At 72.1% G+C, this 13,521-nt stretch carries 18 protein-coding genes; 14 read left to right on the top strand and 4 right to left on the bottom strand.

Features of this window, described 5'->3' with window-relative positions:
- The first annotated feature begins 222 nt into the window (after window positions 1–222).
- The 5 genes from SY84_RS13370 (at window position 223) to SY84_RS13390 (ending at window position 2,925) form a co-directional block, all read left to right on the top strand.
- Complete coding sequence (locus tag SY84_RS13370; protein WP_046844419.1) at window positions 223–804, top strand: nucleoside deaminase; 582 nt, start codon at window positions 223–225, stop codon at window positions 802–804.
- A gap of 101 nt (window positions 805–905) precedes the next feature.
- Window positions 906–1,796 carry a ribokinase gene (locus SY84_RS13375; protein WP_046844420.1) on the top strand — a complete coding sequence of 297 codons (891 nt, stop codon included), beginning with the start codon at window positions 906–908 and terminating at the stop codon, window positions 1,794–1,796.
- Between the two features lie 60 nt (window positions 1,797–1,856).
- Window positions 1,857–2,384, top strand: coding sequence for a DUF1999 domain-containing protein (locus tag SY84_RS13380; protein ID WP_046844421.1), 528 nt, complete (start codon window positions 1,857–1,859; stop codon window positions 2,382–2,384).
- Window positions 2,384–2,608, top strand: coding sequence for a heavy-metal-associated domain-containing protein (locus tag SY84_RS13385; RefSeq protein ID WP_046844422.1), 225 nt, complete (start codon window positions 2,384–2,386; stop codon window positions 2,606–2,608). The genes SY84_RS13380 and SY84_RS13385 overlap by 1 nt, the downstream gene beginning before the upstream one ends.
- A gap of 2 nt (window positions 2,609–2,610) precedes the next feature.
- Window positions 2,611–2,925 (top strand): DUF503 domain-containing protein, encoded by a 315-nt coding sequence (locus SY84_RS13390; protein ID WP_046844423.1) that lies wholly within the window; start codon window positions 2,611–2,613, stop codon window positions 2,923–2,925.
- A 74-nt stretch (window positions 2,926–2,999) separates the two neighbouring features.
- Here the strand turns inward: SY84_RS13390 and lepB are convergent, their stop codons facing one another.
- Both lepB and SY84_RS13400 read right to left on the bottom strand, forming a co-directional pair.
- Window positions 3,000–3,794: a signal peptidase I gene (lepB, locus tag SY84_RS13395; RefSeq protein WP_046844424.1), complete on the bottom strand. Its 795-nt coding sequence runs from the start codon at window positions 3,792–3,794 to the stop codon at window positions 3,000–3,002.
- A gap of 36 nt (window positions 3,795–3,830) precedes the next feature.
- Window positions 3,831–4,658: a patatin-like phospholipase family protein gene (locus SY84_RS13400; RefSeq protein ID WP_046844425.1), complete on the bottom strand. Its 828-nt coding sequence runs from the start codon at window positions 4,656–4,658 to the stop codon at window positions 3,831–3,833.
- A 105-nt stretch (window positions 4,659–4,763) separates the two neighbouring features.
- Between SY84_RS13400 and SY84_RS13405 the strand changes: the two genes are divergently transcribed.
- The 9 genes from SY84_RS13405 to SY84_RS13445 all read left to right on the top strand — a co-directional run bounded on the left by SY84_RS13405 (window position 4,764) and on the right by SY84_RS13445 (window position 11,799).
- Window positions 4,764–5,516, top strand: coding sequence for a serine/threonine-protein kinase (locus SY84_RS13405; protein ID WP_046844426.1), 753 nt, complete (start codon window positions 4,764–4,766; stop codon window positions 5,514–5,516).
- A 70-nt stretch (window positions 5,517–5,586) separates the two neighbouring features.
- On the top strand, window positions 5,587–6,309 hold the full coding sequence (locus SY84_RS13410; RefSeq protein WP_046844427.1) for an endonuclease III domain-containing protein: 723 nt from the start codon (window positions 5,587–5,589) through the stop codon (window positions 6,307–6,309).
- 65 nt (window positions 6,310–6,374) lie between these two features.
- Window positions 6,375–7,067 (top strand): histidine phosphatase family protein, encoded by a 693-nt coding sequence (locus tag SY84_RS13415; RefSeq protein ID WP_046844428.1) that lies wholly within the window; start codon window positions 6,375–6,377, stop codon window positions 7,065–7,067.
- 45 nt (window positions 7,068–7,112) lie between these two features.
- Window positions 7,113–8,138 (top strand): 3'(2'),5'-bisphosphate nucleotidase CysQ, encoded by a 1,026-nt coding sequence (locus SY84_RS13420; protein ID WP_157882993.1) that lies wholly within the window; start codon window positions 7,113–7,115, stop codon window positions 8,136–8,138.
- 5 nt (window positions 8,139–8,143) lie between these two features.
- Window positions 8,144–8,707, top strand: coding sequence for a GNAT family N-acetyltransferase (locus tag SY84_RS13425; RefSeq protein ID WP_046844430.1), 564 nt, complete (start codon window positions 8,144–8,146; stop codon window positions 8,705–8,707).
- Window positions 8,708–8,711: 4 nt separating this feature from the next.
- Window positions 8,712–9,635: an NAD(P)-dependent oxidoreductase gene (locus SY84_RS13430; RefSeq protein WP_046844431.1), complete on the top strand. Its 924-nt coding sequence runs from the start codon at window positions 8,712–8,714 to the stop codon at window positions 9,633–9,635.
- Between the two features lie 24 nt (window positions 9,636–9,659).
- Window positions 9,660–10,115, top strand: a complete 456-nt coding sequence (locus tag SY84_RS13435) for a methyltransferase family protein (RefSeq protein ID WP_046844432.1) — start codon at window positions 9,660–9,662, stop codon at window positions 10,113–10,115.
- Between the two features lie 46 nt (window positions 10,116–10,161).
- A complete protein-coding gene (locus SY84_RS13440; RefSeq protein ID WP_046844433.1) occupies window positions 10,162–11,325 on the top strand; it encodes an alkaline phosphatase family protein in 1,164 nt (387 codons plus the stop codon).
- Between the two features lie 72 nt (window positions 11,326–11,397).
- Window positions 11,398–11,799, top strand: a complete 402-nt coding sequence (locus SY84_RS13445) for an HIT family protein (RefSeq protein ID WP_046844434.1) — start codon at window positions 11,398–11,400, stop codon at window positions 11,797–11,799.
- A gap of 32 nt (window positions 11,800–11,831) precedes the next feature.
- Here the strand turns inward: SY84_RS13445 and SY84_RS13450 are convergent, their stop codons facing one another.
- Both SY84_RS13450 and mnmA read right to left on the bottom strand, forming a co-directional pair.
- The gene (locus SY84_RS13450; protein ID WP_157882994.1) at window positions 11,832–12,245 is read right to left on the bottom strand and encodes a DUF5063 domain-containing protein; all 414 of its coding nucleotides are present in this window, start codon (window positions 12,243–12,245) and stop codon (window positions 11,832–11,834) included.
- Window positions 12,246–12,256: 11 nt separating this feature from the next.
- Window positions 12,257–13,435, bottom strand: coding sequence for a tRNA 2-thiouridine(34) synthase MnmA (gene mnmA / locus SY84_RS13455; protein WP_046844435.1), 1,179 nt, complete (start codon window positions 13,433–13,435; stop codon window positions 12,257–12,259).
- Window positions 13,436–13,521: the final 86 nt, after the last annotated feature.

A 13,521-nucleotide genomic window follows, 5' to 3' on the forward strand; every position in this document is an offset into this window, starting at 1 on the left:
ACCAAGTATAAACATTGGCGCGGCGGCTTCAAGGGTGCCCACCCGGCCTGCCTGACGGGTGGCCCGCCCCGCCACGCGCGCGCGGCGCCGTCCAGCAGCCCTCCGGAGGGACCCCACCCATCTGCTGTGCCTGCCAGGGGAACAACACCTGCCGCCGGGCATGAAGGCCCCCTCACCCACCCCGCACCCGGCCCGACCACCCCGCCCGCCACGCTGAACGCCATGAGCGACGACCGGCCCACCCCGCGCCTCCCGGACCTCGACCACGCCCCCTACCTGCGCGCGGCCCTCGACCTCGCCCGGGAGGGACAGGCGGCCGGCAGCTCCCCCGTCGGGGCCGTTCTCGTGAACCACGAGGGCCAGATCATCGCGCGGGGCCGCAACCGCGTCGGCGAAGCCCAGACCCCGGAGCACGTCGGGAACGCCAGCGTCGCCCACGCCGAGATGGACCTGTACTTCCAGGTCGGGAAGCTCGAAGATCCTCACACCCTGACCCTGTACACCAGCCTGGAACCCTGCCTGATGTGCGGGGGCGCCAGCGCCCTGCTGGGCGTCGGGCGGATCGTGTGGGCGACTGATGATCCCTGGGGCGGCTCGGGCCGCCTGATCAGGTGGACCGATCACCCCGCCATGCAGGACACCCAGGTCGTGCCCACCCCGGAAGCCCACCTGGAACGCGAGGGGGCGCTGCTCTTCGCGCCCGAGGCGAAACGTGCCTTCCCCGACGAGGGCTGGCAGCTGTGGCGCACCCGCTACCCCCGGGAGACCGCGCCTGCCGACCAGACCGACGTGGAACAGCCCTGAACAGACCGGACCGGCAGCAGGTCAGCACGCCCAGCCCGCCGATCGGAACCCGTCCATCGGCGCGCGGCGCCCGGAGGCTGTCCAGGCCTCACAATAGGCGCATGACTGTCCTCGTCGTCGGCAGCGTCAACGCGGACCTCACCGTCCGCACCCCCCGCATTCCCGCCCCGGGTGAAACCGTCCTGGGTGGGGACGCCGTCACCTCGCCCGGCGGCAAGGGCGCCAATCAGGCGGTCGCGGCGGCCCGAGCCGGTGCCGACGTGACGCTGACCGGCGCGGTCGGCCAGGACGCCTTCCGCGAGGTGGCCCTGCGCGGCCTGCACGCGGCCGGCGTGAACCTGGGCGGCCTGCACACCCTGGACGCCCCCACCGGACTGGCCCTGATCACCGTGTCCGCGCACGGCGAGAACGCCATCACGGTCGCCAGCGGCGCGAACGCGCACCTGACCCCCACGCACCTGCCCAGTGACCTGGTCGGCGTGACCCACCTCCTGCTGCAACAGGAACTCCCGCCCGAAGTGACCCTGCACGCCGCCCGGGCGGCGCGTGACGCGGGCATCCCCGTCCTGCTGAATGCCGCCCCCACCCGCGACCTGCCCGGCGACCTGCTGCGCTGCGTCACGCACCTGATCGTGAACGAACATGAACTCGCTGCGCTGCGCCCCGAGGGCACCAACCTGGAACGGCAGGCCCACAGCCTCCTCGAACGCGGCCTGCAGGCCGTGACCGTCACGCTGGGCGCGCAGGGCAGCGTCACCGTCACCCCGGGCGGCACCCACCGCCTCCCCGCGTACCCAGTGCACCCCGTGGACACCACGGGCGCCGGCGATACCTTCTGCGGCGTCCTGGCCGCTCGACTCGCGCAGGGTGACCCGCTGCCCGGCGCGCTGCGGGCCGCCGGGATCGCCGCCGCGCTGACCTGCACCCGCCCCGGCGCGCAGGACGCCATGCCGGACTGGGCAGAGGTGCAGGCCATCCTCACGCCAGCCTGACCGCCCCCCCGGCCCGATTGACCCTGGCCCCACGCGGCGGCCTTGGGCTACGCTCGGCGCATGCGCTACCGCACCTTCGCCGAACACGACTACGACGCCCTGCAGGCCCTCGATCTGGTCGTGCAGCGCGCCCACACCCCCGCCTTCGACACCCTGGCCGAACGGGAACGCGCCGGGCGACTGCACACCAGCCTCCCCGCCCTGAAGTTCTACGAACGCAGCGAACACTCCTTCGTGGCCGAGGAGGACGGCACCCTGCACGGCTTCATCTTCGCGCAGTCGGTCTGGCAAGGCGACCGGCCCATCGTGCTCGTCCGTGCACTCAGCGTCCACCCCGACGCGCCCGCCGGGGTCAGCGAGGCGCTGCTGCACGCCACCGTGAAGAGTGCCTACGACACCGCCGTGTACGAGGTCCACTACCCCGTCACGCCCGAACTGCGCGCCGCCGCTGCCGCCGAGAGCGCCGTCCTGACCGGCGCGTACGCCATCACGCACCTGGGCACCCGCGCGCAGACCGCGCCCGGCGAGCGACTGGATGGGCAACCGGCCGACGATCACCTGAGCACCCCGCCCGCCCAGGGGGCATAATGACGGGCATGACCAACACCGCCACCCGCGTGCTGCTGGGCGTGCGCGGCATGAGCCGCGACGCCGGAACCACCGTTGCCCAGGCCCTGAGCGCCATGCCCGGCATCGTGAAAGCCACCCCCGACGAGGGCCAGCTGGAAGTCCACTACGACCCCTCGCAGCTGACCGTCATGGACATCGTCCGCGCCATCCGCCGACAGGGTTTCCTGGCCGGCATGATCTGACCGTGGCCCTGGGGTACGTGGGCGTCCTGACCATCCGCGTCGAGATGCCCTGGGTCGCCAGCCTGAAAGAGAAACGCGCCCTGGTGCGCCCCGTCGTCGAACGACTCAAGGTCCGCTTTCCCCTGACCGTCGCCCGCCTGGACGGCCTGGACGCCCACGACTGGGAGGTCATCGGCGTCGCGACCCTCAGCAACGACTACGGCTGGGTCGAGGAGACCCTGCGCATGGCCGCCGACTACATCGCCAAGGAAGGCCCGTACCGCGTGACCAGCGAGGAGATCGAGATCACCCCACTGGGGTCCAGCGAGGACGAGTAAGCAGTCGCCCAGGGTGACACCGCAGCGCGCCGGATCTGGGACTTCCCGATCCGGCGCGCTGCGGTGCGTCTGTTTTACTTCAGCTGCCCGAAGCCCGCCGGGGGCGTCAGCAGACGCCAGTTCAGGACGTTGTCCCCGCTGAATTCCTCGACGCTGCTCGTCAGGCAGTTATAGCGGACATTTGCCTTGCGCATGATCGGCCACACGACGGCCGCCGCGCGTCCCGCCACGTCCCGGCGCGCAATGGCCCCCATGATGCGCGAGTCCTCACTGCCGGTCGCGGTGCGGTTGTCGCCCATCACGAAGTACTGCCCGTCAGGCACCGTGAACTCCTGCCGGTCCGGCACGACGTTCACGGTCGCGCCCGCGATGCTGGCGGACGTGATGTTGTTCGCCACCTCGCTCTGCGTGTCCCAGCAGCCCTGCTCCTGCCAGTAGGCGGTCGTCCAGCTGGAGTCCAGCGGCTGGCCGTTCACGCTGACCTCGCCCGCCGTGATACTGACCCGGTCGCCCGGCAGGCCGATCAGCCGCTTGATCAGGAACGGCCGGTAGGTGTACAGCCCGAACGCACTCTTGTTCAGATTGTCGATCTTCGCGCTGGCCTCGCGGGGCGGCTTGAAGATCAGGATGTCGCCGCGCTTGAAGTCCCCGACGCCCGCCTTGTGCAGCCACGTCTCGTACTTCGGCACGAACACGCGCTCGCCGTTGCGCAGGTTCGGCATCATGCTCACGCCGTCCACGCCCACGAGCGTCGCCACGAACTGCGTGATCACCACCGCGAACACGATGGGTTCCAGGATCTCCTTCCACAGTTTCTGCAGCGCGGTCTGCTTGGGCTTGATGGGGGCGGGCGTCTGGGGGGCTGTCATGCACCGCGCAGAATACCGGATGCCGGGCCGCTGCGGTCAGCCGGGCAGGGTCAGCAGGCGCGGCAGCTGCGCCTGCGCGGCCTCCACGCCCGCCTGGATGGCGGCGTCCGCCCGGTTGAAGTTCAGCAGGTCCACGTCGCGCAGCGTGGGGCGCAGCAGCACGTCCGGACGGTACAGGCCCACCCGGGCGTCGGTCAGCTGCGCCTGCATGATCTCCACCGCGCGGCGCAGGGTCTGCACCGTCCCGAGGTGTGGGTGCGCGCCGCCCTGTGCCCCACCTGCGCCGGGCTCGCGCCGCCATAGCCGCCCGCGCCGCTCGGTGAGGGTCAGCGGGACGGGCGCCGTGACGTCCACCGCCAGCACCCGCCGCGCCCCCAGGAACAGCGCGGCGTCCACCGGCACCTGATTCAGGATCCCGCCGTCGGACAGCAGCAGGTCCCCCTGCGCGACCGGTTCCACCGCGCCCGGGTACGCGGTCGTGGCGCGCAGCGCCTCGTGCAGATTCCCGCGCGACAGGTACACCGCGCGGCCCGACCGCAGGTCCGTGGCGGTCACCGCCAGCGGCAGGCGCAGCTCCTCGAACGTGGCGGGCAGGTGATCGGCCAGCCACGCACTCACCACCGACGGCCGCACCAGCCCGGGACCGGGCCGCAGGTTCAGCAGGCGCCGCCAGGACACCCCGCGCGACAGGCGCTCCATCTCGTCGGCGCTGTACCCGGCGGCGATGAACGCCCCGACCAGCCCGCCCATGCTCGTCCCGGCCAGCATGCCGGGCGTCAGCCCGTGTTCTTCCAGCACGCGCCACACGCCGACGTGCGCCAGTCCGCGCGCGCCGCCACCTCCCAGGACCAGTCCGTACGTCATTCTGGAAGGCACTCTACGACTCTTCTGAACCCGGTTCAGTGCGTGGGGTGCGGGCAGGAGGTCCGCGCTACCCGCAGCGGCAGCCGTTGGGGTAGGTTGTGGGAGATGCCTCTTGCAGGACAGGTCGTGGGAAACGGCGTCCGGCTGGTCCGACCGGTCGGACGCGGCTCGCACAGCCTGGTGTACTTCGCGGTGGCTCGCGACGGCCAGCCCTGCGCCGTGAAGATCTTCCCCGCGCACCTGGGCGGCTACGCCGAACGGGAATACGACCACGCGCACGACCTGCACCACCCCCGGCTGGTCCGCGTGATCGAACGGACCGTCGTGGACGACCAGCCCGCCCTGGTCAGCACCCTGGCACGTGGCGAGGTGCTGTTCCGCCGCTACGCGCAGCGGCCCGCCGTGCAGCAGGAACGCCGGGCCTTCCTGCTGACCCTCGTGCACCTGCTGGACGCGCTGGGGTACCTGCACGAGCGCGGGCTGGTGCACCGCGACATCAAACCCGAGAACATCATCGTGGAGGAGGACGGCAGCGCGAAACTGGTGGATTTCGACCTGTCCGGCCCCGCCTTCGAGACCTTCGACGCGCCGCTGCGCATGGGCACCGCCGCCTTCCAGAGCCCCGAGGCGGCGCGCGGCGAACCGCTGGGTCCCGAGAGCGACCTGTACGGCGTGGGCGTCCTGCTCGGCTGGGGCATTCACGGCTCGCTGCCCGACCCGGACGAGCCGCACCCGCACACCCTGGACCCGCTGCAACCCCTGTACCTGAGCCTGACCCGCCCCGACCATGCCGAGCGGCCCAACGACGCCGCGCGCGTCCGCGCCGAACTGCTGCGGCTGGCGGGCCTGCCGTACTGACCAATCCTGACTCGCCGGGATCGCGCCCCCAGGCACGGTTGCCGCCTGCCCCGACCGCTAGCCTGCCGGGATGCCCCGCCCCGCCCCCACGTTCACGGCGCCCGCCACCCTGCCGGAGGTGACGTGCCGCCTGACCGGGCAGTACCTCCCGGACGGGGAACTGCCCTTCCCCCGCACCCGCCCGGCAGACCTGCTGAGCAGCCTGATCCGCACGATCCTGGGCCAGCAGAACACCCGCGCCGCCGCCGACCGGCAGTACCGCGCGCTGCGCACAGCCTACCCGCGGTGGGAGGCCGCGCTGCTCGACGGCCCGGACGGCATTGAGGACACCCTGCGCGGCGTGGGCGGCGGCCTGCACCGCAGCAAGGCCGCCAGCGTGCACGGCATCCTGAGCGCCCTGGCCGGACCGGACGAGGACGGCCCACTGACCCTGGAGCACCTGAGCGGCCTGACCGACGAGACGGCCCGCGCGACCCTGGAAGCCCTGCCCGGCGTGGGCCGCCACACCGCCGCCCTGATCCTCCTGTTCGACCTGCACCGGCCTGCCATGCCGGTCGAGGGCAACCTGGACCGGCTGGCCCGGCGGCTGGAGTGGGTCCCGGACACCTGGACGGGCGCGCGAGTGGAACGCTGGTTCGACGCCACCGTGCCCCGCACCACCCCGGACCGCCTGCGCCTGCACGTCGCGGGCGTCCGGCACGGGCGCGAGGTGTGCCTCAGCCGCCACCCGAGCTGCGACGCGTGCGTGCTGGCCGACCTGTGCCCCTCGGCCGCGCTGCTCGGACCGGGCTGAACCTGAGACCCGGCAGCGCAGACAGCGCCAAGCCGACCGCGCCGGACCTCCCTACACTCGGCGGCGTGCAGCTCCTCCTGATCCGCCACGCGCAGTCGGCAAACAACCTCCTGTACCAGCAGACCGGTGCGAAGGCCGGACGCCACCCCGACCCGCCCCTGACGCCACTGGGACACCGGCAGGCGCAGGCCCTGGCCGACCACCTCCGGCAGGCGCCGCGCGGGCCGCTCGCGCTGACGCACCTGCACGCCAGCCTGACCGTCCGCGCCGTGCAGACCGCTGCGCCCCTGGCCCGCGCGCTGGGCCTCCCCGTGCACGCTCACGCCGACGCGCACGAGGTCGGGGGGCTGTACTGGGGCGCGTGGGACGGCGAGCGCGGCCCCACCCCCGGCGAGACGCCTGCGGGCCTGCGGGCGCACTGCCCCGGCCTCCGCTGGCCTGGCGACCTGTCCCCCCACGCCCCCTGGGACGGGGGGTTCGAAACGGACGACCCGGCGGTACACGCGAGCCGGGCACGCCGACTGCTGGGCGACCTGCGCGCCCGCCACGGACCGGACGACCGGGTGGGGCTGGTCACGCACCATCTCTTCGCGCAGTACCTGATCGCAGCGCTGCTGGGCAGCGACCTGCCCCGCCTGCCTGCCACGCTGCGCGTGAACAACACCGCCACCTGCGCCGTCGACCTGCGCGGCGACCCGGTCCGGGTCGGGTGGATCAACCGGCACGAACATCTGGGCAGGGCGCTCGTCACGGCCTGACCGCCGCCGGAACGCGTCGGGGGTGTGCGGGCTATGCTCGGGGGCATGACCGCTCCCACCTTCTCGCATGAACTCTCGGTCGCGTCGGCGCTGGCGCGCGAGGCCGGGGCGCTGCTCCTGGCGCACCTGCGCGCCGGGTTCACCGTGGAACACAAGACGAGTGCCGACGACCCCGTGACCATCGCCGACCGCGAGGCGTCCGCGCTGATCATGACCGCCCTGGCCGCCGCGTTCCCGGCGGACGGCCTCCTGTCCGAGGAGGAGACCGACGACCGCGCCCGCCTGGGCCATGACCGCGTGTGGATCGTGGACCCCATCGACGGCACGAAGGAGTTCTCGACGGGCCTGCCGGATTACTGCGTCAGTATCGGCCTCGCGGTGGGAGGCGAGCCGGTGCTGGGTGTCGTGTACGCTCCGGAAACGGATGAGCTGTTCAGCGGCGTGGTGGGGCAGGGCGTCACCCTGAACGGCCAGCCTGCGCCCATGCCCGGCAGCGGACCGGACTGGCGTGTCGCCGTGTCCGACACCGAACACGGACGGGAACTGCACCGCACGTCGCTCCCCGGCATGAAGCCCAGCGGGAGCATCGCCCTGAAGCTCGCGCGGATCGCGGCCGGGCAGGTCGACGCGACCTTCACCATGTCACCCCGCAGCGAGTGGGACATCGCCGCCGGGCACGCCCTGCTGCGCGCCGCCGGGGGTGACCTGCGCCGCCGCGACGGCCGCCCCGTCCGCTACAACCAGCCGCGCCCGCACATCGAACAGGGATTGATCGGCGGCGCGCCCGCCGCGCTCGACTGGCTGGAGGGGCAGCTGCGCGGGCACCGCCTGCCCGTCGCGCACCTGGGCCTGACCTCAGGCGACCCCGCCTGGACGCTGCTGCCCGAGACCGACCGCGCCGCGCTGGACGGCCACCCCGGCGTGAACGTCCGCCACGCCAGCGGCGAGGTGCTGGCCCTGCTCGTCGTGGACCCCGCCACGCGGCAGGTCGAGCGGGCCGAGGGCGACGCCTTCCACCTCGACCGCCTCACGCGGGACGTGACCCGCGCGCTGGGCACCGTCCAGAGCTGAGCGGCATGACCGAATCCCTCACGCCTCGCGTCACCCTGAAACCCCTGCTGGACTTCACGCCGCACGAGTGGCGCGTCCTGCACGGCTTCTTCCGCGACCGGGAACTGGCCGACTGGAACGACGCCAAACCCATCCGCCTGCCCGGTTTCCTGTTCCGCCGCATCATGCAGGACGAGGAACGCACCGGCGAACGCCACGGCTTCGGCGTCATGGACGAGCACGGCACCCTGATCGGCAGCGCCGAACTGTACGACCTGCGGCCCTCGCCGCCCCTCACGCCGACCACCGCCACGCTGGGCGTCATGATCGGCGTGCCCAGCCTGTGGGGCCAGGGTTACGGGCGCGAGGCCGTGCAGGCGCTCCTCCGCTGGGCCTTCACGCGGCGCGACCCTGCCCTGAACCGCATCCGCCTGACCACCTTCGGGCACAACCGCCGCGCCCAGCGGGCCTTCCTCGCCTGCGGGTTCCGTGAGGTCCACCGCACTGAACGCGAGGGCCGCACCGACGTGCACATGGAACTCACCCGCCCCGAATGGCTGGCCGCGCACGCGCCCGGCGGGTCAGAATAGACCCATGCGCGTCCTGCTGCCCGACCTGCCCGAGTTCCGCGCCCTCAGCCAGCACGACGAACACGGCGTGCCCGGCGTGACCTTCGACCATTACCGCCGCGGCCACGTGCCCGACGGCGAGGCCGACGGCGTCGTCCTGTGGCTGACCGACGCCGCCACCCGCACCGCACTCCTCGCCACGCCCGGCGTGAAGTGGGTGCTCACCCTGACCGCCGGCATCGAACACGTGCAGGCGCACCTGCCGCCCGGCGCGGCCCTGTTCAACGCCAGCCGCCTGCACGACCGCGCCGTCGCCGTGCACGCCCTGAGCGGCATGCTCGCCGCGTCACGCGGCCTGCACCGCTTCCGGGACGCGCAGCGCCGCCACCACTGGGACGCCCCCGCCCTGCCCGGCGACTCCGCCCTGACCACCCTGGACGGCGCACACGTCGTCCTGTGGGGCTACGGGCACATCGGCCGCCACCTCGAAGAACACCTGGCCTCCCACGGCGCGCACGTGCACGGCATCCGCAGCACCACGCCTACAGAAGAACGCGACGAGATGCTCGCGCAGGCGGACTGGGTCGTGCTGCTGCTGCCCAGCACCCCGGACACGCGCGGCATCGTGAACGCCGCCACCCTGCGCGGCCTGAAACGCGGCGCGTGGCTCGTGAATGTCGGCCGCGGGAACCTCGCCGTCACGGACGACCTCCTGGCCGCGCTGGACAGCGGGCAACTGGGCGGCGCGGTCCTCGACGTCACCGACCCCGAACCCCTCCCCACAGAGCACCCGCTGTGGGAGCAGCCGAACGTGATCCTCACGCCGCACATCGCCAGCACCACCACCGACCTCGTCACGCGCGGCGCGCACCTCACCCGCGACTTCCTGATCGACCTGCAACAGGGCCACGAACCCGACGGACGCGTCACCGCCGGACGCACGTACTGAGGCGTGAGCTGTGGGCTCTGAGCTATGAGCGTGACAAGGGACCGCTCTCTGGTTGCCGCGCAGTTCGCGCTGTTGGCCGTCATCCTGGCCGGGGGGCGGCGGGCGATAGGTCGACCCCGATCCGTCGGGGTGGCGGGCGCGGCGCTGGGGGTGGGTGGGCTGGGCCTCCTCGTCTGGAGCGGGCGCACGCTGGGACGCAACCTCACGCCGCTGCCCACACCGGTCGCGGGGGGCATGCTCGTGCAGCGCGGCCCGTACCGGCATGTGCGGCACCCGATCTACACGGCGCTGCTGCTTCTGGCGGGCGGCTGGACGGTCGCGCGGGGCGGGCTGGTCAGCGTCGCGGGCACCTTCCTGCTCGCAGGGCTGTTGCGGCACAAGGCGGGCATCGAGGACGCCGCGCTGGCCGGACGTCACCCGGACCACGCGGCGTACCGGGCGCACACCGGGGCGTTCCTGCCTCGCACCGGTAGGCGCTGAACGAAGCCTCAAGGTCACCCGGCCACCCCGGCGGCTATCTTCACCCATGCACCTGCCCCCGCACGCGATCCGGCCCGACTACGCGGGCGGCAGCGTCCTGAACCTCGCCGCCACCCTGGGCGCGCACCACGGCGTGCCCACCCACCACGCCCCGTATCGCCATCCGCTGCCGCTGAACGGCGCGCGGCACGTCGTCCTGATCGTCGTGGACGCCCTGGGCGCCGGGCAGTTGCGGGCCGCGGTCACGCGCGGGGACGCCCCAACCCTGGCAGCCCTGACGCCCGCACCGGGCCCCGTCACCAGTGTGTTTCCCAGCACCACCATGGCCGCCCTGACCACCATTCACACCGCCCGCGCGCCCGCCGAGCACGGCTACCTGGGCCTGACCGTGTGGCTGGACGAGGCACAGGCCGTCGTGAACCTCATCCGCCTGTACGACGTGTACACCCACACGCCCCTGGAGGACGCGGGGTTCCTGGCTGCCGTGCCGTCCCTGTACCGCCAGTTGCATGACCGGGGTGTGGCCGCGCACGTCGTCATGCCCGCCGCGTACCAGCACAGCGTCCTGACCCGCTGGGCCTGCGACGGCGCCGAGTACCACCCCTACGCGCAGTCAGAGGAAACGCCAGAGCTGACTGCTGCGACCCTCCAGCCGGGGCAGCCGTCGTACACGCTCGTGTACTTCCCCGAGTACGACCTGATCTGCCACGGCTCCGGCCCCGACAGCCCGGAGGCGCACGCCGAACTGCGCCGCACCGACCGCATCGTCGCGGACCTCCTGGCTGCGCTGCCCAGGACTGGGGACACGTTGATTGTCCTCACCGCCGACCACGGCCAGAGCCCCCAGCCCCCGGAGGGCTACGTGGACGCCATCACGAAGAAGGTCATGAAAACGGCCCTGCGCGGCCCCGTCGCCGGGGAGGAACGCGCCGCGTACCTCCGCCCCTACGCTGAACACGCCGCCGAGATCGAGGCGCTGCTCGCCCCGCACGCCACCCTCCTGACTGCCGACGACGCCTGGACCGGCGGCCTGTTCGGCCCACCAGCCCACGCCGAGGCCCGTTTCCGCCCGCGCGTGGGCGACCTGATCGCCGTCCCGCACCCCGGACATGCCATCCGCCGCCCCACCAGCCCCGCCCCCATGCCCGGCCTGCACGGCGGCTGGACCGCCGAGGAAATGCTCGTGCCCGTCCTCAGCGTGCGGTTGTAGTGGCCCTCGGGAGAGTTCACGGGCGTCCCAGGCGCGACACGCCGCCGGGTCATCCCCTATCTTCGGTGGCAAATGCACGATGATCACGCCTGCCCCTACTGCGATACGGCTGAGCTGCGCCGAGACGCGTTCGTTCTCGAGAACGACCTCTGTCTCCTGAGCATCAAGCCCAGCGAGACGGGAGCCCTGGAAGGCGCAGGGATCATCGTCCCGAAAGCTCACCGACCCACGGTGTTCGATCTCACGCCGCAGGAATGGACCGCCACCCAGGACCTCCTCATGCAGGCCAGGGCGTATCTGGACGCCGTCCTCGCGCCTGACGGATACAACGCCGGATGGAACGTGGGGGCTGTCGGGGGTCAGCATGTGATGCACGCCCATTTCCACGTCATTCCTCGATTCCGGGATGAACCGCTGGCCGGTCGAGGCATCCGCAGTCACCTGAAAGTCGTGGAGAACAGACGCCAGCGCTGAACCCGACCCCACACGACGGTCAGTTCACGGGTCTAGCCCAGCCAGCGCAGGTGCCGCGTGACGTCCTGCACGTGGTCGCCCCAGTGGATGTCGTGGGAGAAGCGCAGCCACGCCAGCGCATCGGCCTCGTCCGTGTCGGTCAGCGTGAGGGCGGTGCCCAGGTCACGGGCGAGGTCCGTCAGGTCGTCCAGCGCGTCGCCGATCTCGGCGGGGAGGTCGCAGGTGCTCAGGGCGCGTCCGGTGGCCGGGTCGTAGAAGCCGAGTTCCGGCCACGCCCTGGCAATTCGGGCACGCAGGTCGCGGTACGTCTCGCGCGGCAGGTCATCAGCGTCTGGGACGCCGAAGGGCAGGGCCTGCACCTCTCGCCGCAGGTCACTCAGCAGATCGGCCAGCGCGCTGGGCGAGAGGCCCTTCCGGTCCAGCAGGGCTGCGTGAACCCGGCGCACGCGCGCCAGCATCAGGACAGCAGCACAGCCGGGCGTTTCTTCGGCGGGGCTTTCGGTGCGGGCAGGGTGGGGACGTGGTCCTCGATCAGGCCGCCGCCCAGCAGGCGCGGCCCGGCGTACAGCACGGCGCTCTGGCCGGGGGCGACCGCGAACTGCGGGTCCTGGAAGGCCAGCTCGAAGCCGCTCTCGTCGGCGCGGATCAAGCGGGCCTTCACGGGCGCGGTGCGGTAGCGGACCTGCACTTCCAGTTCCCCCGGCAGGTCGGTCAGGTCGATCAGGTAGTTGGCACTCTGCGCCTTCAGGCCGCTCCACAGGCAGTCGTCGTAGTCGCCCACCCAGACGGTGTTCGTGTCGGGTGCCAGGTGTACGACGTGCCGCACGCGGTGAGACTGGTACAGGCCCAGTCCCTTCTTCTGGCCCAGCGTGTAGAACTGCGTGCCCAGGTGCTCACCCACGACCTCGCCGCTGCTGATCTCGCGGATGAAGCCCTGCGCCTGGGGGATGTGCTCGGCCACGAAGTCCTGCACCTTGCCGGGCACGAAGCAGATGTTCTGACTCTCGGGCTTCTGCGCGGTCAGCAGGCCCCGTTCCGCGGCGATTTCACGCACGCGGGGTTTCTCCAGTTCCCCGACGGGGAAGAGGATGTACGGCAGCGCGTCGCGCGGCGTGCCCCACAGGAAGTACGTCTGGTCCTTGCGGGGATCGTCGCCCCGATGGAATTCCACCTCGCCCCGCGCGTTCTCCACGCGCTTCACGTAGTGCCCGGTGGCGACGTAGCGGCAGCCGAGCATCTTGGCTTTCTTCACCAGTTCGTCGAACTTCACCTTGGTGTTGCAGTTCACGCAGGGGTTGGGCGTGCGGCCCTTGCTGTACTCGTCGATGAACGGCCCGACGATGTGCCGCTGGAACTGCTCGCGGTAGTCCAGCAGGTAGAACGGCACGCCCACCTGCTCGGCCACGCGCCGCGCCTCGTACGCCGCGTCGGGCGAGCAGCACGAGTCGAAGGTGTCGGTGCGCTTGTCGTCGGGCCAGAAGCGCATCATCGCGCCGACCACCTGATACCCCTGGTCCTTCAGCAGCGCCGCCGTGACTGACGAATCCACGCCGCCGGACATGGCGCACAGCACCCGTTCCCCCGCAGCGGCGGCAGGGGCGGGGACGGTCGCGGAGGCAGGGGAGGGGGCACTCATACAGCCGCGCAGCTTACCATCCGGTCCCTGAACCGGCGGTGACGCGCGCGGCAATTGAGGGGAAAGCATCGAGGCCGGGCCGCCGG

Origin of the sequence: Deinococcus soli (ex Cha et al. 2016) (genome assembly GCF_001007995.1) — a bacterium.
Lineage (GTDB): Bacteria > Deinococcota > Deinococci > Deinococcales > Deinococcaceae > Deinococcus > Deinococcus soli.